Source organism: Bacillus sp. (in: firmicutes) (assembly GCF_031983925.1).
Taxonomy (GTDB): Bacteria; Bacillota; Bacilli; order Bacillales; family Bacillaceae_G; genus Bacillus_A; species Bacillus_A pacificus.
Map to the genome: position 1 here is coordinate 800,964 of NZ_DALYZR010000001.1, position 26,080 is coordinate 827,043.

Sequence of the window (26,080 nt, forward strand, 5' to 3'; positions counted from 1 at the left end):
TGAAATTATTATTTATTTAGAATTTTGTTTTTATTATAATTAATTTAAATTAATATTTAGAAAAGATGGTGAAGAAGTGTGCTAATAATAAAGAAATTGCGCTGTGATAATAAAAATAATCCGATAGGTATAGATTCGAAAGTTGTTAAAATTAGTTGGCAACTCGAGTCGAGTAACCGAAATGTAAAACAACTTGCGTATCAATTGCAGGTTGCGAAGGATAAAGAGTTTCAAACTATAGTATTCGATTCGCAGAAGGTAGAGACAGATCAAAGTTTATATATACCAATCAATTCGTTTTCATATAGTAGGGAAACACGCTATTTTTACCGAGTGAAGGCATGGGATAATCATGAAGAAGAGTCAGCTTGGTCAGAAGTAGCATTTTGGGAGACTGGATTACAAGGGCAAGATAATTGGAGCGGGAACTGGATTGCTGCGAAAAAAGAGCGCACGAAGGTAATGTCTTTTAATAAAAGCTTTTCTATTAAAAAATTAGTTGAAAAAGCACGTTTATATATCACTAGTTTAGGATTATACGAGGCTTCTATAAATGGAGAGCGTATTGGAGATTGTTATTTTACCCCAGGATGGACAAGTTATGATAAGAGAGTGTTGTATCAAACGTATGATATAACGCATGTATTAAAGATTGGTCAAAATGATATTTCCGCAATGGTAGGAAATGGGTGGTATAAAGGGCCGATTACTATGCATCATGTACGTAATTATTACGGGAGAAGGAGAGCGATAATTGCTCAAGTACATATCACGTATAAAGATGGAACGAAAGAAAAAATTGTAACAGATGAAACATGGAAAGTAACTCCAAGCCCTATTTTGTATTCGGAAATTTATGAAGGAGAAGTTTATGACGCTAGGCTAGAAGAAAGTGATCAAGAGCTAGAAGATGTTGAAGTAATTGAGCATGCCAAACAAATAATTGTTGCACAGGAAAATGAAGCGATTCGTAAAATGAAAATTATAAAACCAATCGCTATTTCAAAACTACCAAATCATGAATGGCTTATTGATATGGGACAAAATATGGTAGGTTGGGTTCGGTTTAAAGTCCGTCATGTTTATACTGGACAAAAGATAGAATTGCATCATGCTGAAATATTAAATAAAGACGGTAGTTTTTATAATGGAAATCTCCGCAAGGCAAAACAAAAAATAGTGTATATAGCAAAAGGAGAGGAAGAGGAAACGTTTGAACCTCATTTTACCTACCAAGGCTTTAGGTATGTGAAAATAAGTGGATTAACCCAGCCGCCTCAAATAGCAGATTTTGAAGGGTGTGTATTACATACAGATATGGAAAAAGCGACAGCATTTGAAACGTCTAATCCATTAATCAATCAACTTCATCATAATGTGGAGTGGTCTCAAAGAGGGAACTTCTTTGATGTACCAACAGATTGTCCGCAGCGAGACGATCGACTTGGATGGACAGGAGATGCACAAATGTTCATTGGGACGGCTACACAAATTATGAATGTGCAATTGTTCTTTAAAAAGTGGCTCCAAGATTTATCATTAGACCAAAATGTTAACGGAGCAGTGCCGTTAGTTATTCCAGATGCATTTGGGAAAAGACCGGACTTTGATTTAGATACTTCTGGCGGTTGGGGCGATGCAGCAATTATTTGTCCATGGGTTCATTATTTACATTACGGAGATGTATCCATTTTAAAAGAACAATATGACAGTATGAAGAAGTATATAGATTACATACGTTCACAAGGTGAAAATGAGTATTTATGGGATACAGGCTATCATTTAGGGGATTGGCTCGCATTAGATACGAAACCTGATGTATATGAAGGCGGAACAGACAAGCATTTTATTGCGACAGCTTATTATGCGTATTCTACATCGCTTTTACGAAAGGTTGCTGAGATTTTAGGTGAAAATACAGATGCTAAGTTTTATGCAGAGCTACATGGAAATATTGTTCAAGCGTTTCAAAATGAATTCGTTACACCGAATGGTAGGTTAATTTCAAATACACAAACAGCCCACATATTAGTACTTCTTTTTGAATTAGTGAAAGATAATATGAAGGAGAAAGTATTTAATCGCTTAATTGAGCTTTTAAAAGAAAATAAAAATCATTTAACAACAGGTTTTATAGGAACACCGTATTTAAATTTAATATTAAGCAAGTTTAACCGTCATGACCTTGCTTGTAAGCTTCTATTTCATGAAGATTATCCATCATGGTTATACCAAGTGAAACAAGGTGCCACAACGATTTGGGAACATTGGGATGGTGTGAAAGAGGATGGAGCCCTTTGGAATGATAGTATGAATTCGTACAATCATTACGCATATGGTTCTATCGTTGAATGGATATACCGATATATTATTGGATTAGAAGTGGATGAAACAAAACCAGCATATAAACATTTTTATATTCAGCCTCATTTTAATTCTAATCTAGATTGGGTTTGTATTAAGCGTGAAACAGCATATGGGGAAATTAAAATTGATTGGCGTGTAGAACATGGACAAGCAGTATTAAACGTTGATGTGCCAACAAATACATCTGCTACATTACGAATAGTGGAAGATGATTGGAGGTCAAGTGATATGCCTGAAATGAAATTAGGTTCAGGCGCATATGAATTTAGATTTTGTAAGAACATACAGAAGTAGAATTTTGTTAAGTATAGAAATGTTTTTTTATAAATTTAGTTTGTTCAATCTGTTAGCATTAAATTTATGATAAAATCCATATAGACTAGAGATTTGAAAGAAGGTTTTTCTACATATGAAACATGCTGAAAATGAATACTTAAATTTATGCCGCCATGTAATGGAGCATGGTACGAAGAAAGAAGACCGTACAGGGACAGGCACTGTATCTGTATTTGGATATCAAATGCGTTTTGATCTAAGTAAAGGTTTTCCTTTATTAACAACAAAGAGAGTGCCGTTTCGACTTGTAGCAAGTGAGCTACTTTGGTTTATGAAAGGTGATACAAATATTCGTTATTTATTGCAGCATAATAACAACATTTGGAATGAATGGGCATTTAAGAGTTGGGTAGAAAGTGACGAGTATACGGGTCCTGACATGACTGATTTCGGTCTTCGCTCACAACAAGATGAGGAATTTAAAGTTCAGTACGATGAGCAAATGGAATTGTTTAAAAAGAACGTTTTAGAAGATGATGACTTCTCAAATAAATATGGTTATTTAGGAGACGTATACGGTAAGCAGTGGCGTGCTTGGAAAACGACAGCTGGTGAGACGCTTGATCAATTAAAAGATGTAATTGAAATGATTAAAAAAACGCCAGATTCACGTCGCCTAATTGTATCTGCTTGGAATCCTGAAGATGTACCAAGTATGGCATTACCACCTTGTCATACGTTATTTCAGTTTTATGTAGCAGACGGTAAACTTTCTTGTCAGCTATATCAAAGAAGTGGTGATATATTCCTTGGAATTCCATTTAACATTGCAAGTTACTCGTTACTAACACATTTAATTGCACATGAATGCGGACTTGAAGTGGGAGAATTTGTTCATACAATTGGAGATGCCCACATTTATACGAATCATTTTGAGCAAGTAGAAAAGCAATTGGCGCGTGAACCACGTCCGTTCCCAAAACTTACATTAAATCCAGATGTGAAATCTGTGTTTGATTTTGAAATGGAAGATTTAACGATTGAAGGATATGATCCACACCCAGCAATTAAAGCACCGGTTGCAGTGTAATTGTAGAGGAGATGAAAAGATGATAGTTTCATTTATGGTCGCAATGGACGAGAATAGAGTAATTGGTAAAGATAATAATTTACCTTGGCGTTTACCGAGTGAATTACAATATGTAAAGAAAACAACGATGGGTCATTCGCTTATTATGGGAAGAAAAAACTATGAAGCGATTGGTAGACCGCTGCCTGGAAGACGTAATATTATTGTAACTCGTAATGAAGGGTATCATGTTGAAGGCTGTGAAGTAGCACATTCTGTAGAAGAAGTGTTTGAGCTATGCAAAAATGAAGAAGAGATCTTTATTTTTGGCGGAGCGCAAATTTATGATCTCTTTTTACCTTACGTAGACAAGTTATATATAACAAAAATCCATCATGCATTTGAAGGAGATACATTCTTCCCAGAAATGGATATGACAAATTGGAAAGAAATTTTTGTTGAAAAAGGTTTAACGGATGAAAAAAATCCGTATACGTACTATTATCATGTATATGAGAAGCGACAATAGTAAAAAAGATTGATGTGAAAATTCACATCAATCTTTTTATTTGTATCCATCAATATAGGTTTAAAGATGAGATTCGATAGTGCTATAATGAATGGTAGCATGTAAAAATGCTAAAATTTTCAAGAGTATTAAGATAGAAAGAGGAGGAGAATCGATTGAGAAAGGTATGGGGGGTTCTTTTTCTTTGCTTAACATTCATGTTAGTCGGATGTGGTAAAGAAGAAAAACCACAAGAAGCATTTGATACATATGCAAAAGCATGGAATAAACAAAAATTTGCAGAAATGTATGATCAATTGTCAGAAAAGGCGAAAAAAGATATTTCAAAGAAAGAATTCACTGAGAAATATGAAAAAATTTATTCTGGCATTGAAGTGAAAGACTTAAAAGTAGAAGCAGGAGAAGTAAAAGAAGATAAAAAAGATGAAGGTCCTGTTCCTTTTAAAGTAAGCATGGATACTGTTGGTGGTAAAATCAATTTTGCCCATGAAGCAAAAATGGTGAAAGAAAAGGATGGAGATAAAGAATCTTGGAAAATAGATTGGACTCCTGATTTTATATTCCCAGGTATGACGAAAGATAGTAAAGTGCGTATGCAAACGACAGAGCCGAAGCGCGGAGAAATATATGACCGTAACGGTAAATATCTTGCGGTAAATGGTAAAGCTTCTGAAATCGGATTGATTCCTGAAAAATTAGGGGATGCAGCTCCGCAAACGAAAGAAACGGTAGCGAAGTTACTAAATATGTCTGTCGAAGAAATTGACCAAAAACTAGCAGCTAAATGGGTAAAACCAAATTACCTTGTACCAATTGGAATATTGCCTGAAGGAGCAACACAAAATACGTACATAGATTTACCTGGTGTTGCAACAAAGCCAGTAAATGTTCGCTCATATCCATTGGGAGAAGAAGCCGCACATCTTACTGGCTATATTGGAAAAGTGAATGCTGAAGATTTAAAAACGTTACAAAAGAAAGGTTATCAAGCAGATGATCCAGTAGGTAAAGCTGGTTTAGAGCAAGTACTGGAAGAAAAGCTACGCGGTAAAAAAGGTGGTCGTGTCTTCGTAGAAGATGCACAAGGAAAAGAAATTAAAGATTTAGCAAAAACAGATGCTGTTGATGGAGAAAATGTAACTTTAACGATTGACAGTGCAGTTCAAACCGAAATTTATAATGAAATGAAAAATGAGGTAGGATCAAGTGCAGCAATTAATCCAAAGACTGGAGAAACACTTGCACTTGTGAGCACGCCAGCTTATAACCCAAATACCCTTACAAGAGGGGCGTCAAAAGCGCAACGTGATGCGGTAAATAATGATCCGAAAAAACCGATGACGAATCGATTTACACAATTATCAGTTCCAGGATCTGTATTTAAGCCGATTACAGCTGCAATCGGTCTTGAAACGAAAACAATTGATCCAAAAGAAGAGTTAAAAATTGAAGGATTAAAATGGACAAAAGATTCTTCTTGGGGTAATTATTATGTAACACGTGTAAAAGATGCAAATCCGATTGATTTTGATAAGGCGATGAAATACTCGGATAATATTTATTTCGCACAAGAAGCTTTGAAGATCGGGAAAGATAAATTTATGAGTGAAGCGAAAAAATTCGGATTCGATGAGAAATTACCAATTGAATATGGATTCCCAGCTTCTAAAATCGCAAATGATGGTATTAAAAATGATATTCAAATGGCAGACACAGGTTATGGACAAGGACAAGTATTAATGACGCCACTCCATCTAGCATTAACGTACGCACCAATTGTTAATGAAGGAAACATACCTTCTCCATATATAATTAAAACAGATAAGCAACCAAAAGCTTGGAAAGAGAATGTAATTTCAAAAGGCAATCAGGATATATTAAAAACTGCTATGACGAAAGTAATTAATGATCCAGATGGTACTGGGAAAATTGCTAAAATTGATGGCATGACTCTTGCTGGAAAAACAGGTACAGCGGAATTAAAAGTATCAAAAGAGGCTGAAGGAAAAGAATTAGGCTGGTTCGCTGCATTTGATTTAAATTCACCAGATATGGTTATTACTATGATGATTGAAGATGTAAAAGGTAGAGGCGGAAGTAATATTCCAGCTGAAAAAGTAAAACATGTATTTCAAAAATAATATGTAATAAAAGGTTAGCTCTATAATTTGTAGAGCTAGCCTTTTTCTATGAAGGAATCCTTAATATCTGTATACTGAATTTTAAGGAAACAAAACAAATCATTAACTTACGAAAAAAAAGTAGCTATTTTTTATTGACATCGAACGAAACTTTTCGTATTATACTTACATAAGGTAAGTTATTTACTTTCAAATTATAAATCTCAAATTAAAGATAAAATGTAGAAAAGGGAGAGAATACAATGACAAAAGTACTATTTATTACAGCAAATCCAAATTCAGCAGAAGGTTCTTTCGGAATGGCAGTAGGGGAAGCTTTCATCGAAGCTTATAAAAACGAACATCCACAAGATGAAGTTGTAACAATTGATTTATTCAATACTACAGTACCAGCAATCGATGCAGATGTATTCGCTGCTTGGGGTAAATTTGCAGCAGGTGAAGGATTTGAAGCTTTAACTGAAGCTCAACAACAAAAAGTTGCAGCAATGAACACAAACTTAGAAACATTTATGCATGCAGATCGTTATGTATTTGTAACTCCAATGTGGAACTTTAGCTATCCACCAGTAGTAAAAGCATACTTAGATAACTTAGCAATTGCAGGTAAAACATTCAAGTATACTGAAAATGGTCCAGTTGGCTTATTAGAAGGTAAAAAAGCACTTCACATTCAAGCGACAGGTGGCGTTTATTCTGAAGGAGCATACGCAGCTGTAGACTTCGGCCGCAATCACTTAAAAACAGTATTAGGATTTATTGGTGTAAATGAAACTGAATATATTGCAGTTGAAGGTATGAATGCAAACCCTGAAAAAGCACAAGAAATTAAAGAAGCAGCAATTGCTAATGCTCGTGAATTAGCAAAACGTTTCTAATATAGAATGGTTAAAAAGTCCAAACACTTGTTGTTTGGACTTTTTTTCTTCTTTTTCCTTCGTTTGTCTAGTATAATGAAGGTCGGAATGATAATAGGTGGGGGTTCTGTATGATTCAAACGTTTTTTAAAATCTTTTATTTAATTTTAATCGTAATTGCGATTACACCAAGAATGTGGCGTCTTAAAAGACAAGTAAATACGATGTCGCCACAAGAAAAAGATAACGCTGTGTACAAAACGACAAATTGGTTTGGTAAGAAAATGGTACGTGTAGCTGGGGGAACAGTAGAAGTTAAAGGACTTGAAAATGTTCCGAAAGATAAGCCGGTACTAGTTGTAAGTAATCACCAGAGTAATATGGATATCCCTGTTTTACTAGGTTATTTAAATAAACCAATTGGCTTCGTTTCAAAAGCGGAGATTAAAAAGTTTCCAGTTGTACCAACTTGGATGGAACTTATGAATTGTGTATTTATGGATCGTAGCGATCGTCGCCAATCACTTCAAGCGATTAAAGATGGAATTGAACTATTGAAGAATGGACATTCTATCGTAATTTTCCCTGAAGGAACGAGAAGTAAGGGTGGCGAAATTGGAGAGTTTAAGGCTGGGAGTTTTCATCTGGCTGTAAAATCTGGTGTAGCAATCTTACCTGTAACATTAGATGGGACATATAAAATGTTTGAAGCGAATGGAAATCGTATGAAGCGAGCTCGTGCAACAGTAACAATTTCTAAGCCGATTACACCTGAAGAGTATGCGACTATGGATATTAAAGAGTTAACGAAGTATACACAGGATGTTATCGCATCACAATTACATAAGTAATAAAAAAGGTTTCAGCTTACATTAAGCTGAAACCTTTTTTATGATGCTGTAGGTAGGACGTAAAAGAGTACGCAGAAGAACATCATCGCACTACCACCTAATACGAAAAGATGCCAAATGGCATGGTTGAAAGGTAACTTTTCCCAAAGAAAGAATATAGCTCCTACAGAATATAAAATTCCACCTGCTAAAAGTAGTGAAAAACCATGTCCAGTTAGATTTTCATAAAGTGGTTTAATAGCAACGATTATGAGCCATCCCATTATGATATAACATAGCGTCGATGCCTTAATAAAGCGACGTACAAAGAAAATTTTGAAGATGATACCTCCGATTGCTAGTGTCCATATAATTGCGAGTAACGTCCAACCTAATGGTCCACGAAGCGTAATAAGTAAAAAAGGAGTATATGTGCCAGCGATTAATAAATAAATGGCTGAGTGATCTAGTATAGTAAATAATTTTTCTACTTTTGGATGGTGAATGCTATGTAACAATGTCGAAAACAAGTACAGTAAGAACATGCTTACACCGTAAACCGTAAATGCAACAACAGCAGATGCGGTACCATGTTTAGAGGCATGAATAATCAATATGATTAAGGCAGGGATGCTTAAAATGGCACCGATACCATGTGTAATTGCATTTGCAATTTCTTCTTTCACAAATTGTGTCATTCGTGTCATTTTTTCAGTCATAATGGTAATCCTTTCTACTATCATAAAATAATATGTCTTTTCTCTTACCATATCATACACAAGGGCAATAGAAAATGAAATTTGTATAATTGATTATATTTTTGAATTTTTTTGACAAAAGTCAATGGATTTGTTGACGTTTTCAAACTTTTTTGACAAAATAAAATTATGTAATAGTAGGACAAGGAATCTACTAATAAAGGGGATGGGGAAATGTTTTCAAATATTGGCTTTCCAGGATTAATTTTAATTTTAGTAGCTGTACTTATTTTATTTGGGCCGAAAAAATTGCCGGAAATCGGAAAGGCTTTAGGGGAAACGTTAAAAGAATTCAAAAAATCAACGAAAGAATTGACTGATGATGCATTTCAAGAGAAGGAAAAGAAAGAAAAAATGTAATGAATTTTCTTCGAAATGGATAAATAAAGTGTGGTGAACGAGATGGAAGATCGGGAAATGAGTGTAGTAGAACATATAGTTGAGCTTCGCAAACGAGTAATATATACCGTGTTATCCTTTGTACTATTTTTAATTGTTGGGTTTACTTTTACGAAGGATATTTATTTTTGGCTTGTAAAAGACTTACCAATGAAATTAACTGTTCTCGGTCCAAGTGATGTATTGTGGATTTTTTTCTCGATTGCTACAGTATTTGCTATCGTTTGTACAATTCCTTTTGCTGCTATACAAATTTGGTTATTTGTAAAACCAGGTTTACATCCAAATGAACAAAAGATGACGTTAATGTATATACCGGTATTGTCTATATTATTTATTGCAGGTTTATGCTTTGGATATTTCGTTGTAATGCCGTTTTTATTTCATTTTTTAACTACTATAGGTAATGAAATGTTTAATACGATGTTTACGACAGAAAAGTATTTTCATTTTGTTCTTAATTTAACAGTTCCATTTGCTGTAATTTTTGAATTACCAGTAGTAGTAATGTTTTTAACGAGTATTGGACTATTGACGGCGGAATTTCTAATAAAAATAAGAAGGTATGCTTACGTAGCATTGATTATCATTGCATCGTGTATATCACCGCCAGATTTTTTATCACATAGTTTAGTTGCGGTACCGCTTATTTGTATTTATGAAATTAGTATCGCTTTATCAAAGATTGTTAATAAGCGAAAAAAGAAAAGAGAAGAAGAAATTCAGTCGAAAAGTGCCTCGTTATAAAGGCACTTTTTTTATTTATTTGTTATACTCTAGTTATAAACGTATACAATATAGAGAAGAAAAAAATTATAGAATCTCCAAAATTTAGACAAACTTTGCGCTTTTATAAGTTTATACTGAATATATTAAGCAATATACGGATAACGAGTCCTTGTCTTATTAGGAATTTAGGATGGGGGATGGATTAGGTGAAGATGAATAGAGTATAAATCTTTTAACCATAAGGACTACAGAGATTGTCTAAGGATACTTTTGTATTCATGGGAGTCGCCACTTTAAACAACGTGTTACAGCGTAAAGTAGAAGAAGTTCAAAAATCCAATGAAAAAGAGGATTGATATTGTGATTACGAAAAGTTTTTATTTCACTCATTCAACAGGGGAGTGTATTAAAATATTTGAAATCCCTGTCCTACAAGCGCAGCATCCATTATCGTTTCTAATACAGTCTCGTCTTCAATTATTTATTGCAAAAATTCAAAAACAAAAGCACCCAAGATTTTCGTATTCTTTCCGTGAATATTTACAAAATTGTTTGAAGTGGAATGATTATTTAAATGTATATAAAACAAATACTCTTGAAAAAAATGCATGATATAGAGTGGGGACAGGGTTAAGAGCTCTGTCTTTTTCATTTTAGATATAAAAATATAATTAATTTAATGAAATTTCGTTTCAAATTGTTGAAAGCAATGGGAATACTAGTATAATAACAAGGAGAGCGTATTGGAAAGGGAAGAATATAATATGCAAAAAATTAAAATTGTAACAGATTCAACGGCAGATTTATCACAAGAGGTAATTGAGAAATATGACATTCATGTTCTACCATTATCAATCTCTGTAAATGGACAAACATATTTAGATCGCGTTGATCTACAACCAGATGAATTTATTGAAGAAATGATTAAATCAGAGGAACTACCAAAAACATCACAACCAGCAATGGGTACATTTGTAGAAATGTATGACAAGTTAGGTGAAGATGGAAGTGAAGTACTTTCCATTCATATGACAAGTGGAATGAGTGGTACTGTGGCAACTGCAAATAGTGCTGCATCAATGACCGACACAAAAGTAACAGTTGTTGATTCGCAATTTATTACACATGCTTTAGCATATCAAGTAGTTGAAGCTGCGAAAATGGCAAATGAAGGACGCTCACTAGAAGAAATTTTAAAACGTGTAGATGAAGTAAGGAAGAATACTCGTTTATATGTAGTAGTAGATACATTAGAAAACTTAGTGAAGGGTGGGCGTATCGGTAAAGGAAAAGCGTTTATCGGTTCGTTGCTTAATATAAAACCAATTGCTAGCCTTGAAGATGGTGTTTATAACCCTGTAACGAAAGTGCGTAGCCAAGGTCAAATTGTAAAAACGTTAGCTAAGTTATTTGAGGAAGATACAGCTGGGAAAGTTATAAAAGCTGTGGCAATTCCGCATGCGAAAGCAATTCCTTTAGCTGAAAATGTAAAAGCGGCTGTTGAAAAAGTAAGTGGATTTGCTAAATCAGAAATTTTCTTTACAACGCCTATTATTAGTACTCATACAGGTCCGGGTGCAATCGGATTTATGTATTTAGCAGAGTAATAAAAAAGCTACTTGAAATTTATTTCAAGTAGCTTTTTTATGTGAATAGAAAGTAAGAAATAAGAAGGGCTATACAGGCACTCCCGCTAATGATATAGCGAGTCTGTAAATATTCATTCATAGAAAACACCCACTAATTAAAGTTTCACTTTATGATTTTCTATAGTATATGTTGGATATAGAAGATAAGTAGTTACGTTATACATGTAATGTGTTAATTTTTTCATTCACTTTCTTAGCATGTGTTTCGCCATTATAAGTGAAAGTTTGACCTAAAAAGAGTACATGCAGTTGTTCCCACGGTAACATACGTAAATTCCAATTATTTCGAAGTCTTGTTATTGCCTCACGAGGTGTTTCATCGGCGAGTGCAAAAGCTCCGTAATGCATTGGTATAAAGTGTGTAGCATTTAAATCTAAATAAGCTTGCACTGCTTCTTCAGGTGAAACGTGAGATATTTTCATAAACCATTCTGGTTCATAAGCTCCAATTGGCATAAGGGCAATATCAATTGAAAAGCGTTTGCCAATTTCTTTGAAACCTTGGAAATAGCCACTGTCTCCACAAAAATAAATGGTTTCCTCCACATTGTCATTTTTAATAATCCATCCACCCCAGTGAGATGTGTTCATATCAAATAATGATCTTCTCGTCCAGTGCTGAGCAGGTACGAAGTGAAAGGAAACATCATCAATAGTCGTACTTTCCCACCATTTATACTCTTCTACATTGTTGAATTTTTTACGAGTAAATAATTTTTTTAGCCCAATGGGTACTAAGTATAATACGTCATCATTAAGTTGGCGAAGTGTTGAAAAATCTAAATGATCATAATGACCATGTGAAATGAGGACAATATCAATTTTAGGTAGTTCTTGTATAGAAAGACCAGGTTTAGTAAGTCTTGGGACTAGCTTCAATTTATTGGCCCATACTGGATCCGTTAATATATTAAGTCCATTCGTTTGGATAAGAAAAGTGGAATGCCCAATCCATGTGACAGTCGTTTTTTCAACATTACTTTGCAAAAATGCACTTTGTTTAACGGGTGATTGTTCTACTAAGAAAGAAAAATCTTTTTTGTTTTGCTTTCGTTCTTTACGCCAGCGTATAAAAGAGCGAATTGATTTTTTTGTACTCACATTATCCATATTTTCATAGCGCTTTGCCATGAACATCACCTCATTTAAAATCGTTGTAATTGTATTGTACCGAAATGTTGTTAAGGAATACAGTGTATAACATGGATGAATGTTTAAGGAATTGTTAAAAAATAGGGGGATCTATTTACAAAAGTAACAATAAAATTAGTTTTGCAACTTCTATTTAGAGAAATAATAGTGAAAAAATATATTTTGTCTAGTAATTCGCTTGAAATAAAGAAGTAACATACGTAAATTCGTACGATTTCGTGAACAAATGTAGTAAACAATTTTCTCGTAGTGTTAACTTTTGTTATGATAAGCATAGCCTATTTAAATTTAGGATAGAGAAAAGAGGTTTATAAATGAAGCGTTATCAAAAAATAATTGGTCTTATGGTTGTATTTTGTCTCTTTGTACTTGCTGGATGTAGTGGATCAGGTTCAAAGCTTCGTAAACCATTAAATTGGGATTTAGAAACTTTCCAATTTACAAATCAAGATGGAAAGCCATTTGGTACAAAAGATTTAAAAGGGAAAGTTTGGGTTGCAGATTTTATGTTCACAAACTGTCAAACAGTTTGTCCGCCAATGACTGCTAATATGGCAAAATTACAGAAAATGGCGAAGGAAGAGAAATTAGATGTTCAGTTTGTATCATTTAGCGTAGATCCTGACCTTGATAAGCCAGAAAACTTGAAAGCTTTCATTCAAAAGTTTACAGAAGATACAAGTAACTGGAACCTGTTAACAGGTTATTCGTTAGAAGATATTACAAAGTTTTCAAAAGATAATTTCCAATCACTTGTAGATAAACCAGAGAATGGTCAAGTTATACATGGAACATCATTTTATTTAATTGATCAAAACGGAAAAGTAATGAAAAAGTATAATGGTATTAGCAATACGCCGTATGAAGACATTATACGTGATATGAAACGATTAGCAGAATAAAAAGAGGGGTGCAGATTAAAGCACCCTTCTTTTTTACATTAGTCTATGGATAAAATGTCATGTTGCTGTGGAAGTTTTGGTGCCCGAATTTCTAACACGCCATTTTGATATGAAGCTTTCGCTGCTTTTTTATTAATTGAATACGGCAACTTAATTAATCTTGATGCTTCTGAAATGGAACGTTCTCGGCGATAATAGTTATGGGATGTTTGCTCTTCTTCTTCCAGTATCTCTTCTTTTACAGAGACTTTTAAGTATTCATTTTGTATTTCAATTTGAATTTGTTCTTTTTGTATACCTGGTAGTTCAGCTGTAACAACGAGTTCTTCGCCAACTTCGTATAAATCTACAGGGAATGTTAATAAACGATTTCCTTTTTGGAAAAAATGATTTAAATCAGCAATTACATTGCGAAGTGGTGTTTGCTCGAAGAAATCATCAATTTGCTTTAAATAATTGCGAACCGGTGGGCGAGAAGAGTCTTTTTTTTCTTCACTCATGGTATTCCCTCCTAGAAATCAATTTGCAATATCATATGACAAAAGCGGAGAAAGGTGATTGCCTAATTTTCATGTTTTCATAAAAAATTGTTAAAAATGTGAAATGGAGTGATTTTTTTATAGTTTTTGGTCGCCATATTCAGTTGATTATGCTAGTATAAATAGGGTTGATATAGTAGTATAGAGACAGAATGAAAACTGAAAGAGGGTAAGAAGTATGTGTGGTTTTGTAGGATGTTTATGTGAAAACCCTAGAGAGTTTTCAGAAACAGAAAAACATCAATTTGAAAATATGAACACGATGATTTTCCACCGTGGTCCAGATGACGAAGGATATTTTCGTGATGAGCATGTACAATTTGGCTTCCGCCGTTTAAGTATCATTGACTTAGAGGCAGGACATCAGCCGCTAACTTATGAAAATGATCGATATGTAATTATTTTTAATGGTGAAATTTACAACTATGTAGAATTACGTGAAATGTTACTTGAAAAAGGTGCAACGTTTGCAACGCAATCTGATACAGAAGTTATCATTGCATTGTATGCACATATGAAAGAAAAATGTGTAGACTACCTTCGTGGTATGTTTGCATTTATGATTTGGGATCGTGAAGAAAAGAAACTTTTCGGTGCACGTGACCACTTCGGTATTAAACCTTTATACATCGCACAACAAGGTGATACTACATTCTTCGCATCTGAGAAGAAAAGTATTATGCATGTGATGGAAGATAAAGGCGTTAACCCAACGTCATTACAACATTATTTTACGTACCAATATGGTCCAGAGCCAGAAACATTAACAATTGATGTTAATAAAATCGAACCTGGTCATTATTTCGTAAAAGAAATCGGTAAAGAGATGGAAATCCATCGCTACTGGAAACCTTATTTCAATGCTTCAAGTGCAACGAAAGAGGAGCATATCCAAGCAATTCGTGATGTGTTATATGATTCAGTAAAAGTGCATATGCGCAGTGATGTACCAGTAGGTTCATTCTTATCTGGTGGTATCGATTCATCTATCATCGCTTCTATCGCAAGAGAAATGAATCCAAATCTTTTAACATTCTCTGTTGGGTTTGAGCAACGTGGTTTCAGTGAAGTTGATGTTGCGAAAGAAACTGCTGAGAAATTAGGCGTTAAAAACCATAACGTATTCATTTCAGCGAAAGAGTTTATGGATGAGTTCCCAAAAATCATTTGGCATATGGATGATCCTTTAGCAGATCCAGCAGCTGTACCGTTGTACTTCGTTGCTAAAGAAGCACGTAAGCATGTAACAGTTGTTCTTTCAGGCGAAGGTGCAGACGAGCTATTTGGTGGTTATAACATTTATCGTGAGCCAAACTCACTGAAAATGTTCTCTTACATTCCTAGCCCAGGTAAGAGCGTTCTAAAAGCACTAAGTGGTGCTCTTAAAGAAGGCTTTAAAGGAAAGAGCTTCCTAGAGCGTGGATGTACGCCAATTGAAGAGCGTTACTATGGAAACGCGAAAATCTTCCGTGAAGAAGAGAAAGCTGAATTAATGAAGTATTACAATGAAAGTGTTAACTATATGGATATCACGAAACCATTGTATAACGAAATTAAAGATTATGATGATGTAAGCAAAATGCAGTACATTGACATGTTCACATGGTTACGCGGTGACATTTTATTAAAAGCTGATAAAATGACAATGGCAAACTCATTAGAACTTCGTGTACCGTTCTTAGATAAAGAAGTATTCGATGTTGCATCTAAAATTCCAACTGAATTTAAGATTGCTAACGGAACTACGAAAGCTATTTTACGTGAAGCAGCACGCGGAATCGTTCCAGATCACGTATTAGATCGTAAAAAACTTGGATTCCCAGTACCAATTCGTCACTGGTTAAAAGACGAAATGCATGATTGGGCTATCAATATTATAAACGAGAGTAAGACAGAGCATTTAATCGACAAACAGTATGTATTAAACTTACTGGAAGCACATTGTGCAGATAAAGGCGATTATAGCCGTAAAATTTGGACTGTACTTGCGTTTATGGTATGGCATCAAATTTATGTTGAGCATAAATACGATACGAATAAGTTCCACGAAGAAACGAAACGTGCGTATAGCTTAGTTTAATTAGAAAAACCTTAAGATCGTATATGGTCTTAAGGTTTTTTTCATAAATAGGACGTATTATTGATACAATAATAGTAAAAGGATGGACAACATATGATTACGTTTGAAAAAGTAACTGTAGAAAATGAAAACGTTGTAAAAGAAATGTTTCGCTCACATAGTTTAAGTGAGAAACAGGTACAGTATTGTGTGAAAGTCGATGATACATATATTGGTGTAATAGATTATCGTGTTCAAGGGGAGACTGCGATTTTATCTCAGTTAATTATTCACTTTGACTATCAAAGTTACGGTTATGGGACAAATACATATTTCACATTTGAAATGATGATGAAAGAAAGAAATGTGAAAGAGATAAAGGTATTACAAACGGAATTAACAGAACCAGTGAAATCTTTCATAGAGAGCTTTGGATTTAATGTGGAAGACGGAATATATGTGAAGAAAATATAGCGATGAGTAGTTATGCGGGATAAATATAAGGCAGGTGGATGTATGACGATGACTTCTGGTCTTGTATTAATTGGAGGGTGTTTTTTAGTAGCGGAGCTAAGCCATATGTTTATTCGAAAAAGAATGAATAAGAAGAGAAAGCCGTATGAATTACAATATGCTCCAGTGTTTTTCCTTTTGTTTTGTATGCTACTTACATTACAAAACATAACGAACTTTCCACCTCTTTTAAATGTTTTTTTAAAGTTCGGTTTGCTGTATAGTACCACTGGCATAGCCCTTTTATTTCTTTTATTTTGCATACGTTATATTCACTATCAATCGTATATATTTATATTAAATTGGTTAAAGCAAAATGATAGAAACCGCCTTACATAAGGCGGTTTTTTTATTTACGTTATGTATTGACTGGAATTACAATTACTTTCTTATGCCCATTACTTTTTTACATGTTACGCTTAAAAAATTTGAGTAGTAAATAGGTACAAAAATATTTTGAATAAAAATGAGGGCGGAATTATATATATTGAAAAAGTTTTCTGATATATCTATTGACAATGTATGAGATATACATTAATCTTTAAGTGTAAATGATAATCAATTTCATCTAGGGGGGCTTATGACACGCACTAAAAATATTCTTATACTTTGCGTTATGTTACTAATGGTCGTAATCGCAGGGTGCGGTAAAGAAGAAGAGAAGAAAGATAAAGATACATTAGTAAAGGCAAAAGATTCTTATAGTATAAAGCATGCAATGGGCGAAACGACAGTAAATGGTACGCCAAAAAGAGTTGTTGTTTTAACAAATGAGGGTGCTGAGGCACTTTTAACTGTTGGAGTAACGCCGGTTGGAACGACGAAACCACGAGCTGGTGATGAATGGTATCCTCATTTAGCGAAAGAGTTAAAAAATACGAAAGTAGTAGGAACTGAGCGTGACATTAATTTAGAAGCAGTAATGAAGCTTCAGCCGGATTTAATTATCGGAAATAAAATGCGTCACGAAAAAATATACGAGCAGTTAAAAGAAATCGCGCCAACAGTATATGCTGAAACATTACGCGGTGATTGGAAAGAAAACTTCACACTTTATACAAAAGCTGTAAATAAAGAAAAAGAAGGGAAAAATGCTCTAAATGATTATAAAAAGCGTATTGCAGCAATAAAAGGACAATTAGGTGATAAAATTAATTCTAAAGTTTCAATTATTCGCTTCGTCCCTGGTGATGTTCGTATTTATCAAAAAAATTCATTCTCAGGTGTTGTATTAAATGATATTGGATTTAAACGACCACCATTACAAGATAAAGATGAATTTGCAATTAAAGGAATTACAAAAGAGCAAATTCCAAATATGGACGGGGATTATTTATTCTATTTCACATCTGATAAAGACGCGGATAAGAATAATGAAGGAAATACATTAGCAAAAGAATGGACAGAAGATCCACTATTTAAACAACTTCAGGCTTCTAAAGATAATAAAGTATTCCAAGTAGATGAAGTGATTTGGAATACAGCAGGTGGTATTGTAGCTGCAAATCTTATGTTAGATGATATTGAAAAATATTTTCTGAAGTAAATGAATAATCTAGTGCATCACTTTAAATAGGTGATGCACTTTTTATTTTGTTAAAATACAGAAAATTCCTTCTTTTGAGTGTGCATAAGTTGTACAATTAAAATAATCATGAAATAAAGGAGTGGGAATAAATGAAAGCTACTCATAAAGATTGGGTTTTATTTAACGGAAGAATTGTAAATACGAAGGAAGAACAGCCGATGATTCCATTAGAGGAGAGAGGCTTTCAATTTGGTGATGGTATATACGAGGTATTCAGACTATATGATGGGAAGCCACATTTATTAGATTTACATTTAGAACGATTCTTTCATTCTATGGAAGAAATAAAATTAATTCCACCGTTTACTAAGGAAGAGTTAGTGGAAGAGTTATATCAAATGATTGAAAAAAATCAATTTCAAGAAGATGGTAATGTATATTTGCAAATATCAAGAGGTGCTCAAGCACGTAATCATGTATATGAGTCAAATATGCAACCAACATATTTTGCAAACATTGTTTCTTTTCCAAGGCCAATCACGGCTATGGAACGAGGAATAAAAGTTACTGTAGAAGAGGATATACGCTGGAAGTTTTGTCATATAAAATCCTTAAATCTGCTACCTAATATTATGATTAAAAATAAAATAAACGAACAAGGCTATCAAGAAGCGATATTAGTACGAGAAGGAATTGTAACGGAAGGGTGTCATTCAAATTTCTTTATGGTGAAAAATAATAAATTGATTACACATCCGGCTGACAATTTCATTCTACACGGCATTACACGTCACTACGTTATTACATTAGCGAAAGAGTTACATATTGAAGTAGAAGAAAGAGAATTTTCACTTCAAGAAGTGTATGAGGCCGATGAATGCTTCTTCACAGCGACGCCACTTGAAATATTCCCAGTCGTTCAAATTGGTGACGAGCAGTTCGGAAAAGGCGAAAGAGGACCGATTACAAAGAAACTCCAAGTTGCATATGAAGAAAGTATTCGTTTGTTTAAAGTTACGAACTAATATTGAAGAAAAAAGCTGGTATTACTCCAGCTTTTTTTCATGATATAATTCAAGCATAGGACAAGATTTGAAAACGCTGTAAAAAGGGGATTTAATGTATGAATTATGAAGATTTTAAAGAAGTAATTCACGGTAGACGAAGTGTTAGAAAGTTCACGGAACAAGAAGTAGCCACTAGTGATATAAAAGATATTATTGATTGTGCTCGTTATGCACCGAGTGATACAAACTCACAAACTTGGGAGTTCTTGGTCATTATGAACCGAGAGAAAATTAAAGAAATTGAACAAATGACATGGGATGCATTACATAAACTTGCGGCAAAAGCGGCAAAAAACGGAGAAGAGAAAGCGGGGAAATTACTTACACGTTCTTTTGGACCATATGCAACAGCTTTCTCGGAGGCACCAGTATTAATCGTATGTTTGGCAACGCCATATGAATCAAAGTTTCGTGAAAAGATATTTGATCCGATTGCTTTTGTTCCAGATTCAGTTTGGGAAGAAGAAGGAATTAAGAGCAGTTGTTTAGCGGCACAAAACTTAATGTTGGCTGCACATGCGAAGGGGCTTGGTACATGCCCAATGACAGGACCGGTATTGTTAGCTCAAGATGAACTACGACAATATTTACAAATTGAGCCTGAAAAACAAATAAATATGGTTATATCGCTCGGTTTTCCGAAAGATAAGCCGAAGAAACTTCCAAGAAAAGAAGTCGATGAGATTACAACATTTGTTTTTTAAAGCTCAAAATAAAAAGACATTGAATAAACAATGTCTTTTTATTTTGGATAGGTATGCAATTAATCTGTTAGGCTAAAATGATAGATAAGAGGGAATTACTATTTATCCCAATTTATTTCATAAAAAAATTAATGTTCTATTAAGGAAAGTATGATACATTAATCGTGAGCAATATTCTATTTGTTCATGAAAGTGTTGAAAATAGTTTTAAAATTTAAAAGTTATTTTTGTATAATAAATTATAATGAAATGACAGGGGGGATGAATTTTGAAAAAATTCATAATCACTGGATTGTCTGTATTGTTATTAGCCGGTTGCGGCGCTCCACAAGAAAAAGAGGGTGCGCAATCAAAGCAGGAAGAAAGAGTTGTAAACGCAAGTAATGAGAATATAGTAGTATTTCCTGAAGGAGCAGTGCCAGTCGGAGAAGGAAAAGTAAAAGTTATTACACCAGACGGTACTTCTGAGAATGGTAATATACCAGCTGTATTCATTAAAAAGGATACTTTAATTCAACACGTTGAATTAGAGCTCTCTAATTTTCAAAATGATAAAGAAACATTCGTATTTGTAGATCGAGTGTTTGCAGATAAATATCAAGTAACTAGTACAACACAGACAACAGTACAATTAAAAGAAAAGACGCTTGAAACAGGTAGTCATACGATTACGGCAGTTCAGTATGAAAACAATGATCCGAAAGGAAAGGTTATTAGTTTTAATCAGGCAACATTCGAAACAAAACCAGCGTCATAAGAAGAATAAAAAGTACATTACTCAAAAAGTAGTGTACTTTTTTGTTTATACTAGAGGATGTAATAGTGAATCACTTGTTTCGTTTTCTAATATGATTAAATTAGGAAGAGATCACTCGTTACTACTATGACAGAAAAAGAGGTTGAAGAGGTGAATCGGTGTATTTGTATCTTCTTGATTAATATGATGATGTCAGTAATTTGGTTTATGATATAGGAGGTTATGCAAGTTACGCTCCATTATCAAATTCATGACTTATTAATAGGGGCTATTTATTTTACCCTTGTTTAGCTATTATATGATAAACTCGGAATAAGGTAAGTTTCAGAAGAAAAATGTAGGTATTTCATTTGAAATGTCGAATAGTACGTACGATGTCGTAATAACAAATTTTCTATTGTTTACTGTGAAACAGGAGAAGGAGAGATAGTTAATGAAACGAGCTCTTATAAATATTGATTATACATATGATTTTGTAGCTGAGAAAGGTGCTTTAACTTGCGGTAAGCCGGGCCAAGAAATTGAGAAAGAAATTGTACATATAACGAAGCAATATATTGAAAATGGAGATTACGTTGTCTTTGCGATCGATAAACATGAAGAAAATGATGTATATCATCCTGAATCAAAATTATTCCCGCCTCATAACATAACGGGTACAAATGGAAGAGATTTGTTTGGTGAATTACAAGATGTGTACGAAACATATAAAAATGCAGAGAATGTATATTACATGGATAAAACACGATATAGTGCATTTGCAGGAACAGACCTAGAGATGAAGTTACGAGAAAGAGGAATAGAAGAAGTGCATCTTGTAGGGGTTTGTACTGATATTTGTGTTCTTCACACAGCCGTAGACGCTTATAACAAAGGATTTAAAATTGTAGTTTATGAAAAGGCAGTTGCATCTTTTAGTGCGCAAGGGCATGAATTTGCACTTGGACATTTTAAATCTTGCTTAAACGCAGAAGTGAAGTGAAAAAAAGAGGCCTTTAAAAAAGGTCTCTTTTTACGTTTAAATTGAGACGAGGTTTTGCTCAATTAATTTTTTTATAAATGGGCTAATATTCTCTGGTAGCTTATCAAAATCAAAAAATTGTACACTTAATGATTCGATCCCATCAGCTTTTAGCAAGCCGCCTTTAATGTCTTTGCAAAGATATGCGATTGTTATAGGATAAAACTCATCCCCGTTTGGTAATTTTACAAAAAATTCTTTTCCAGAAAATACGCTTATTAACTGTAAGGTTCCTATTTCAATTCCTGTTTCTTCGAACACTTCTCGTCTCCCAGCTTCTTCTGTTGATTCACCAAGTTCAACGAATCCACCAGGGACACCCCAAATACCATTCTGCCTTTGTTGAAGTAATATTTGTCCTTGTTTATTGAAAACAGCTACAGCAACTCCTGCTAGATTGAGTGGTCTTGATCCGACAACTTTTCTAAGTTCTTCAATATATCCCATTGTATGTAACCTCCGTAAGAAAAAATAAGAGCAAATATACTATTCGTGGTTGTGTAAATATTTTCCTCTTTATAAGAGGGAGAGATGTCCTATAACTTATTTGTTTTATTTGGTAAAATATACATCAAAAAAGGTCAAACAAAATCTTTGACCTTTTTTGACCAAGTGTTATAATAAAGACAGAAAGAGATAATCTTTCATTCATAAATAATAAGGAGGAAAAAATATGCGTAATTTATTTCCAGAGATAACAAAACGTCAAAATGGTATTTTTGATTTTGGGCCTTCTTTATTAGAAGGGATGACAGATGCTTTCTTTAAACCGATGAACATGGATACTTTTAAAGTAGATGTTCATGAACAGTCTGATAAATATACAGTAAAAGCAGATTTACCTGGTTTTCAAAAAGAAAACATTCAAGTTGAATTTGAACAAGATGTATTAACGATTCAAGCAACTAATCATAATGAAGTAGAAGAAAAAAATGAGAATGGCATATATATTCGTAAAGAACGTTCTATAGGTTCTGTAACTCGACGCTTTAATTTTCAACAAGTTGAGGAAGAAAATGTTAAAGCAAATTATAAAGATGGCGTACTGACAATTGAATTGCCAAAATTGAAAGAAGAAAAAAACAGTAAAACAACAATTAATATCGAATAAAAGAGCTGATAAATTCAGCTCTTTTTTTATCTAGTTAATGAATAAATTAGTTGAAATCGTAATGAGTAGAATAAAGTTTTAACGTTTAAAAAATTTCACGATTAGCTCCCCTTAGGTTATTAAAAAGGGTATATTTAAAGGGAAAGGAAAAGAACAGCTAGACATACTGTTTAAAGTGAATTAGTAATAAAGTCAAAATACATAGTAAGGGTAGCAGCATTTTAGAGTAGATAATAGATTGTCCTAGAACAAACTGAGACGATTATGAATTTTTTTATTAGTAAGGAAGTGGTTAGATGAGTTTATTAACGTATACTGAAGAATTTTTTAATTATGTAAGAGAGTTTTTACTTTTAAGATTTTTACTATTTGCTTTCGTTCTAATCATTATTTCATTTGTCATAAACCGCATTATTGATTGGTTTTTTAGGAAATCAAGCTTTTTTGATGAAGAGGTAGAGCAAACGATTCAAAGTGTGATTCGATCTATTTTTAGATATATCATTATCATTAGTCTAATCATATATTTAATTAGCCAATTTGTAGATATAAAAAGTATCATTGCAGGCGCAGGGATAGCGGGGGTTGTTATCGGTTTTGCTGCACAACAGATGCTGAAAGATGTTATATTAGGCTTTGCGAGATTAGCGGACAAAGAGTTTCGTGTTGGCGATTTTGTTACTTTTAACGGAACAAACTCAGGAACGATTGAGGAAATTAGTATTCGTTTTATGCAAATTCGTGAATGGTCAGGAAAACTTCTTACCATACCACACGGAGAGATTAGAACGATACAAAATTTTAATAAAGGTTGGATGCGCGTAATTGAACGAATTACGGTAAGTTATCAGGAAGATCCGACAAGAGTTAAGGAATTGTTAGAGGAAGTTTGTGTGAATTGTAATGAAAAATTGGCCCCAAGTCTTTATAAAGTAGAGGATGAAGCTGTTGAACCTTTTAAATATGTAGGTGTTACAGATTTAAATCCGAATTTGAAATACGTTGGATATGAATTTTGTATTACAGGTTTAATAAAGCCAGAAGATTATTTTGAAACTTCTAGACAAGTAAGATTTGAATTAATGTCTATATTTCATAAGAATCGAGTACAAATGCCAGCAGCAAATATGGTCGTTACTACTGAAAGTTTACAGCATACCCATAGCGGACAATCTGTATCGGACAGCTAAAGTAGAATAGTTTGGTAACGGAAATGCTGCTTTCAACATTGGATAGAAAATTAATAATAAAATGATCGATATAAACAAAGAGCTGAAGAAATTCAGTTCTTTTTAATTTGTAGAATTTAGAAATTTCTTAATGTTATAATGATAGATGGTGATGAAAATGAACTTTGAAGAAAAAGAGATGCATCGTTTAGAGGCATTAAAAGCAATTGCTGAATTATTAAATGAAGCAACAGACTTACAAGACATGTTGGAAAAAGTGTTACATACATTGTTACAAGTTATGAATTTGCAAACAGGCTGGATCTTTTTTATTGATGAAAGTGGAAAGCACCGTATGCTTGTGGATGAAAACTTACCGCCAGCTCTTACGTGGCAAGAGAAGAAGCCGATGTGTGAAGGAGATTGTTGGTGTGTAGAGCGTTTTGTGAATGGAAGATTGGAAAAAGCGACAAATATTATTGAATGTAAGCGAATAGAGGATGCGATTGAATGTAATTGGGGAGATACCGAAAATGTTACGCACCATGCGACAATTCCCCTTAGGTCTGGATCGGAGAAGTTTGGTCTATTAAATGTCGCCTCTCCTCAAAAAACACATTTTTCAGAGGAAGAATTAGCATTATTAGAATCGATTGCATTTCAAATAGGAACAACTATACAACGTATTCAATTAGTAGAGAAAGAACGTAAATATGTAGTTGTAGCAGAACGAAATCGACTTGCACGTGATTTACATGATTCAGTAAAACAATTGTTATTTTCTATCATGTTAACCGCAAAAGGTACGCTAAATATGACGCAAGATAGAGACTTGCAAGAGATGTTGAGCTATATTGGAGAATTATCACAGGAAGCATTACAAGAGATGACACTCTTGATTTGGCAATTAAGACCGGAAGGATTAGAGAAAGGGTTAGCTGAAGCAATTAAAAATTACGGAAAGTTGTTAGGAATTCACGTGGAAGTTCGAATTGATGGAATGGTTTCAATTGGTGATGAAATAGAAGAAGTTTTATGGCGTATTAGTCAAGAAGCGATACATAATTGTAAAAAACATGCTTCGTGTAAAAAGGTACATGTTCTTTTAAAAATAGAAGATAACCAGTTATATTTTTGCATAGAGGATAACGGAATAGGATTTATACAAGATCAGGTACGAGAGTCAGCACTCGGTTTAAAAAGTATGAAGGAACGTATTCAGTTAATGAGGGGATCATTTCAAATAAAAACGGAGCTGAAAAAAGGTACGAAAATTGAAATTCAATTGCCAGTTTGAAGGGGAGAAGAAGGTTGAAAATTAAATTACTACTAGTTGAGGATCATCATATCGTTCGAAGAGGACTTGTATTCTTTTTGAAAACGAGAGAAGAATTTGAAATTGTTGGGGAAGCAGAAAATGGAGAAGATGCGTTAACATTCGTCCAAACAAAAAGGCCAGATGTAGTATTAATGGATCTATCAATGCCGAAGATGGATGGCATCGAAGCAACAAAACGAATAAAACAATATGATGAAACGATAAAGATACTAATATTAAGCAGTTTTTCAGAGCAAGATTATGTTTTACCAGCACTTGAAGCCGGAGCAGATGGTTATCAATTAAAAGAAGTACAACCTGAGCAACTTGTAGCTTCTATTATTGCAGTACATGAAGGAAATACGAATTTTCATCCGAAAGTAACACCAGCACTATTAGGACGATCAGTAGTCAAGAAAGAAAAAGAAAACCCTTTTTCTATGTTAACGAAAAGAGAACAAGAAGTACTTCGTGAAATTGCGCAAGGGCGAAGCAATAAAGAAATTGCAGCAGTGCTTCATATTACAGAACAAACTGTAAAAACACATGTTTCAAATGTTTTAGCTAAATTGGAAGTAGATGATCGTACGCAAGCTGCATTATATGCGGTGAAATATGGGGTTATTTAGGAGGAGT

Annotated in this window: 27 protein-coding genes and 1 pseudogene; 24 read left to right on the forward strand and 4 right to left on the reverse strand. The window is 33.8% G+C overall.

Annotated features, from left to right (window positions below; all coding sequences use genetic code 11):
• The first annotated feature begins 78 nt into the window (after nucleotides 1-78).
• The 6 genes from RTP99_RS04235 to RTP99_RS04260 all read left to right on the forward strand — a co-directional run bounded on the left by RTP99_RS04235 (nucleotide 79) and on the right by RTP99_RS04260 (nucleotide 8,090).
• Nucleotides 79-2,661 carry an alpha-L-rhamnosidase gene (locus RTP99_RS04235; RefSeq protein ID WP_046646909.1) on the forward strand — a complete coding sequence of 861 codons (2,583 nt, stop codon included), beginning with the start codon at nucleotides 79-81 and terminating at the stop codon, nucleotides 2,659-2,661.
• Nucleotides 2,662-2,776: 115 nt separating this feature from the next.
• On the forward strand, nucleotides 2,777-3,733 hold the full coding sequence (locus tag RTP99_RS04240; protein ID WP_000679600.1) for a thymidylate synthase: 957 nt from the start codon (nucleotides 2,777-2,779) through the stop codon (nucleotides 3,731-3,733).
• Nucleotides 3,734-3,752: 19 nt separating this feature from the next.
• Complete coding sequence (locus tag RTP99_RS04245) at nucleotides 3,753-4,241, forward strand: dihydrofolate reductase (RefSeq protein ID WP_000637213.1); 489 nt, start codon at nucleotides 3,753-3,755, stop codon at nucleotides 4,239-4,241.
• 155 nt (nucleotides 4,242-4,396) lie between these two features.
• The gene (gene pbpC, locus RTP99_RS04250) at nucleotides 4,397-6,382 is read left to right on the forward strand and encodes a penicillin-binding protein 3 (protein WP_001233541.1); all 1,986 of its coding nucleotides are present in this window, start codon (nucleotides 4,397-4,399) and stop codon (nucleotides 6,380-6,382) included.
• Nucleotides 6,383-6,624: 242 nt separating this feature from the next.
• Nucleotides 6,625-7,260 carry an FMN-dependent NADH-azoreductase gene (locus RTP99_RS04255; RefSeq protein ID WP_000170016.1) on the forward strand — a complete coding sequence of 212 codons (636 nt, stop codon included), beginning with the start codon at nucleotides 6,625-6,627 and terminating at the stop codon, nucleotides 7,258-7,260.
• A gap of 110 nt (nucleotides 7,261-7,370) precedes the next feature.
• Nucleotides 7,371-8,090 carry a lysophospholipid acyltransferase family protein gene (locus tag RTP99_RS04260; protein ID WP_000616585.1) on the forward strand — a complete coding sequence of 240 codons (720 nt, stop codon included), beginning with the start codon at nucleotides 7,371-7,373 and terminating at the stop codon, nucleotides 8,088-8,090.
• Between the two features lie 38 nt (nucleotides 8,091-8,128).
• Here the strand turns inward: RTP99_RS04260 and trhA are convergent, their stop codons facing one another.
• A complete protein-coding gene (trhA, locus tag RTP99_RS04265; RefSeq protein ID WP_000136895.1) occupies nucleotides 8,129-8,788 on the reverse strand; it encodes a PAQR family membrane homeostasis protein TrhA in 660 nt (219 codons plus the stop codon).
• A gap of 213 nt (nucleotides 8,789-9,001) precedes the next feature.
• On the opposite strand from trhA, the gene RTP99_RS04270 reads away from it, so the two are divergent.
• From RTP99_RS04270 to RTP99_RS04285, 4 genes are all read left to right on the forward strand, one after another.
• Nucleotides 9,002-9,187, forward strand: a complete 186-nt coding sequence (locus RTP99_RS04270) for a twin-arginine translocase TatA/TatE family subunit (protein ID WP_000492443.1) — start codon at nucleotides 9,002-9,004, stop codon at nucleotides 9,185-9,187.
• 42 nt (nucleotides 9,188-9,229) lie between these two features.
• Nucleotides 9,230-9,973, forward strand: coding sequence for a twin-arginine translocase subunit TatC (gene tatC, locus RTP99_RS04275; protein WP_000390138.1), 744 nt, complete (start codon nucleotides 9,230-9,232; stop codon nucleotides 9,971-9,973).
• Nucleotides 9,974-10,315: 342 nt separating this feature from the next.
• Nucleotides 10,316-10,567 carry a DUF2535 family protein gene (locus tag RTP99_RS04280; protein ID WP_000629015.1) on the forward strand — a complete coding sequence of 84 codons (252 nt, stop codon included), beginning with the start codon at nucleotides 10,316-10,318 and terminating at the stop codon, nucleotides 10,565-10,567.
• A 152-nt stretch (nucleotides 10,568-10,719) separates the two neighbouring features.
• Nucleotides 10,720-11,562, forward strand: coding sequence for a DegV family protein (locus RTP99_RS04285; protein WP_011040282.1), 843 nt, complete (start codon nucleotides 10,720-10,722; stop codon nucleotides 11,560-11,562).
• 198 nt (nucleotides 11,563-11,760) lie between these two features.
• Here RTP99_RS04285 and RTP99_RS04290 read toward each other — a convergent pair whose 3' ends face one another.
• Nucleotides 11,761-12,735, reverse strand: coding sequence for an MBL fold metallo-hydrolase (locus tag RTP99_RS04290; RefSeq protein ID WP_001129621.1), 975 nt, complete (start codon nucleotides 12,733-12,735; stop codon nucleotides 11,761-11,763).
• A gap of 335 nt (nucleotides 12,736-13,070) precedes the next feature.
• Between RTP99_RS04290 and RTP99_RS04295 the strand changes: the two genes are divergently transcribed.
• On the forward strand, nucleotides 13,071-13,658 hold the full coding sequence (locus RTP99_RS04295; RefSeq protein ID WP_000833339.1) for an SCO family protein: 588 nt from the start codon (nucleotides 13,071-13,073) through the stop codon (nucleotides 13,656-13,658).
• A 38-nt stretch (nucleotides 13,659-13,696) separates the two neighbouring features.
• On the opposite strand, the gene RTP99_RS04300 is transcribed toward RTP99_RS04295, so the two are convergent.
• The gene (locus RTP99_RS04300) at nucleotides 13,697-14,158 is read right to left on the reverse strand and encodes an Hsp20/alpha crystallin family protein (RefSeq protein WP_001288082.1); all 462 of its coding nucleotides are present in this window, start codon (nucleotides 14,156-14,158) and stop codon (nucleotides 13,697-13,699) included.
• Nucleotides 14,159-14,375: 217 nt separating this feature from the next.
• On the opposite strand from RTP99_RS04300, the gene asnB reads away from it, so the two are divergent.
• The 9 genes and pseudogenes from asnB to RTP99_RS04340 all read left to right on the forward strand — a co-directional run bounded on the left by asnB (nucleotide 14,376) and on the right by RTP99_RS04340 (nucleotide 21,807).
• On the forward strand, nucleotides 14,376-16,277 hold the full coding sequence (asnB, locus tag RTP99_RS04305; RefSeq protein ID WP_000333816.1) for an asparagine synthase (glutamine-hydrolyzing): 1,902 nt from the start codon (nucleotides 14,376-14,378) through the stop codon (nucleotides 16,275-16,277).
• Nucleotides 16,278-16,370: 93 nt separating this feature from the next.
• Complete coding sequence (locus RTP99_RS04310) at nucleotides 16,371-16,730, forward strand: GNAT family N-acetyltransferase (RefSeq protein WP_000627505.1); 360 nt, start codon at nucleotides 16,371-16,373, stop codon at nucleotides 16,728-16,730.
• Between the two features lie 48 nt (nucleotides 16,731-16,778).
• Nucleotides 16,779-17,108, forward strand: coding sequence for a hypothetical protein (locus RTP99_RS04315; protein ID WP_000200470.1), 330 nt, complete (start codon nucleotides 16,779-16,781; stop codon nucleotides 17,106-17,108).
• An 8-nt stretch (nucleotides 17,109-17,116) separates the two neighbouring features.
• Nucleotides 17,117-17,212 (forward strand): annotated as a pseudogene (locus tag RTP99_RS27815) (phosphatase PAP2 family protein); the annotation flags it as partial.
• Between the two features lie 137 nt (nucleotides 17,213-17,349).
• Entirely contained in the window at nucleotides 17,350-18,315 is a 966-nt protein-coding gene (locus RTP99_RS04320) for an ABC transporter substrate-binding protein (protein WP_000198715.1), read from the forward strand.
• Between the two features lie 131 nt (nucleotides 18,316-18,446).
• Entirely contained in the window at nucleotides 18,447-19,322 is an 876-nt protein-coding gene (gene dat / locus RTP99_RS04325) for a D-amino-acid transaminase (protein WP_000648394.1), read from the forward strand.
• A 98-nt stretch (nucleotides 19,323-19,420) separates the two neighbouring features.
• On the forward strand, nucleotides 19,421-20,068 hold the full coding sequence (locus RTP99_RS04330; RefSeq protein ID WP_001105292.1) for a nitroreductase family protein: 648 nt from the start codon (nucleotides 19,421-19,423) through the stop codon (nucleotides 20,066-20,068).
• A gap of 268 nt (nucleotides 20,069-20,336) precedes the next feature.
• Nucleotides 20,337-20,825, forward strand: coding sequence for a putative periplasmic lipoprotein (locus RTP99_RS04335; RefSeq protein ID WP_000713485.1), 489 nt, complete (start codon nucleotides 20,337-20,339; stop codon nucleotides 20,823-20,825).
• Nucleotides 20,826-21,258: 433 nt separating this feature from the next.
• Nucleotides 21,259-21,807, forward strand: a complete 549-nt coding sequence (locus tag RTP99_RS04340; RefSeq protein ID WP_000816765.1) for a cysteine hydrolase family protein — start codon at nucleotides 21,259-21,261, stop codon at nucleotides 21,805-21,807.
• A 36-nt stretch (nucleotides 21,808-21,843) separates the two neighbouring features.
• On the opposite strand, the gene RTP99_RS04345 is transcribed toward RTP99_RS04340, so the two are convergent.
• The gene (locus RTP99_RS04345; protein ID WP_000540519.1) at nucleotides 21,844-22,293 is read right to left on the reverse strand and encodes an NUDIX hydrolase; all 450 of its coding nucleotides are present in this window, start codon (nucleotides 22,291-22,293) and stop codon (nucleotides 21,844-21,846) included.
• Between the two features lie 226 nt (nucleotides 22,294-22,519).
• Between RTP99_RS04345 and RTP99_RS04350 the strand changes: the two genes are divergently transcribed.
• The 4 genes from RTP99_RS04350 (at nucleotide 22,520) to RTP99_RS04365 (ending at nucleotide 26,073) form a co-directional block, all read left to right on the forward strand.
• Entirely contained in the window at nucleotides 22,520-22,957 is a 438-nt protein-coding gene (locus RTP99_RS04350) for an Hsp20/alpha crystallin family protein (protein ID WP_001245060.1), read from the forward strand.
• A 296-nt stretch (nucleotides 22,958-23,253) separates the two neighbouring features.
• Nucleotides 23,254-24,147: a mechanosensitive ion channel family protein gene (locus RTP99_RS04355; protein WP_000055417.1), complete on the forward strand. Its 894-nt coding sequence runs from the start codon at nucleotides 23,254-23,256 to the stop codon at nucleotides 24,145-24,147.
• 157 nt (nucleotides 24,148-24,304) lie between these two features.
• The gene (locus tag RTP99_RS04360; protein ID WP_001008445.1) at nucleotides 24,305-25,423 is read left to right on the forward strand and encodes a GAF domain-containing sensor histidine kinase; all 1,119 of its coding nucleotides are present in this window, start codon (nucleotides 24,305-24,307) and stop codon (nucleotides 25,421-25,423) included.
• Nucleotides 25,424-25,437: 14 nt separating this feature from the next.
• The gene (locus RTP99_RS04365; protein WP_000694641.1) at nucleotides 25,438-26,073 is read left to right on the forward strand and encodes a response regulator; all 636 of its coding nucleotides are present in this window, start codon (nucleotides 25,438-25,440) and stop codon (nucleotides 26,071-26,073) included.
• Nucleotides 26,074-26,080 lie beyond the last annotated feature (7 nt).

What these genes read in the sequence shown, in the direction of transcription:
- RTP99_RS04240 (WP_000679600.1), top strand. Translation starts at nt 2,777, where the DNA reads ATGAAACATGCTGAAAATGAATACTTAAATTTATGCCGCCATGTAATG.
- RTP99_RS04245 (WP_000637213.1), top strand. Translation starts at nt 3,753, where the DNA reads ATGATAGTTTCATTTATGGTCGCAATGGACGAGAATAGAGTAATTGGT.
- RTP99_RS04255 (WP_000170016.1), top strand. Translation starts at nt 6,625, where the DNA reads ATGACAAAAGTACTATTTATTACAGCAAATCCAAATTCAGCAGAAGGT.
- RTP99_RS04260 (WP_000616585.1), top strand. Translation starts at nt 7,371, where the DNA reads ATGATTCAAACGTTTTTTAAAATCTTTTATTTAATTTTAATCGTAATT.
- trhA (WP_000136895.1), bottom strand. Translation starts at nt 8,788, where the DNA reads ATGACTGAAAAAATGACACGAATGACACAATTTGTGAAAGAAGAAATT.
- RTP99_RS04270 (WP_000492443.1), top strand. Translation starts at nt 9,002, where the DNA reads ATGTTTTCAAATATTGGCTTTCCAGGATTAATTTTAATTTTAGTAGCT.
- tatC (WP_000390138.1), top strand. Translation starts at nt 9,230, where the DNA reads ATGGAAGATCGGGAAATGAGTGTAGTAGAACATATAGTTGAGCTTCGC.
- RTP99_RS04285 (WP_011040282.1), top strand. Translation starts at nt 10,720, where the DNA reads ATGCAAAAAATTAAAATTGTAACAGATTCAACGGCAGATTTATCACAA.
- RTP99_RS04290 (WP_001129621.1), bottom strand. Translation starts at nt 12,735, where the DNA reads ATGGCAAAGCGCTATGAAAATATGGATAATGTGAGTACAAAAAAATCA.
- RTP99_RS04295 (WP_000833339.1), top strand. Translation starts at nt 13,071, where the DNA reads ATGAAGCGTTATCAAAAAATAATTGGTCTTATGGTTGTATTTTGTCTC.
- RTP99_RS04300 (WP_001288082.1), bottom strand. Translation starts at nt 14,158, where the DNA reads ATGAGTGAAGAAAAAAAAGACTCTTCTCGCCCACCGGTTCGCAATTAT.
- asnB (WP_000333816.1), top strand. Translation starts at nt 14,376, where the DNA reads ATGTGTGGTTTTGTAGGATGTTTATGTGAAAACCCTAGAGAGTTTTCA.
- RTP99_RS04310 (WP_000627505.1), top strand. Translation starts at nt 16,371, where the DNA reads ATGATTACGTTTGAAAAAGTAACTGTAGAAAATGAAAACGTTGTAAAA.
- RTP99_RS04315 (WP_000200470.1), top strand. Translation starts at nt 16,779, where the DNA reads ATGACTTCTGGTCTTGTATTAATTGGAGGGTGTTTTTTAGTAGCGGAG.
- RTP99_RS04320 (WP_000198715.1), top strand. Translation starts at nt 17,350, where the DNA reads ATGACACGCACTAAAAATATTCTTATACTTTGCGTTATGTTACTAATG.
- dat (WP_000648394.1), top strand. Translation starts at nt 18,447, where the DNA reads ATGAAAGCTACTCATAAAGATTGGGTTTTATTTAACGGAAGAATTGTA.
- RTP99_RS04330 (WP_001105292.1), top strand. Translation starts at nt 19,421, where the DNA reads ATGAATTATGAAGATTTTAAAGAAGTAATTCACGGTAGACGAAGTGTT.
- RTP99_RS04340 (WP_000816765.1), top strand. Translation starts at nt 21,259, where the DNA reads ATGAAACGAGCTCTTATAAATATTGATTATACATATGATTTTGTAGCT.
- RTP99_RS04345 (WP_000540519.1), bottom strand. Translation starts at nt 22,293, where the DNA reads ATGGGATATATTGAAGAACTTAGAAAAGTTGTCGGATCAAGACCACTC.
- RTP99_RS04350 (WP_001245060.1), top strand. Translation starts at nt 22,520, where the DNA reads ATGCGTAATTTATTTCCAGAGATAACAAAACGTCAAAATGGTATTTTT.
- RTP99_RS04355 (WP_000055417.1), top strand. Translation starts at nt 23,254, where the DNA reads ATGAGTTTATTAACGTATACTGAAGAATTTTTTAATTATGTAAGAGAG.
- RTP99_RS04360 (WP_001008445.1), top strand. Translation starts at nt 24,305, where the DNA reads ATGAACTTTGAAGAAAAAGAGATGCATCGTTTAGAGGCATTAAAAGCA.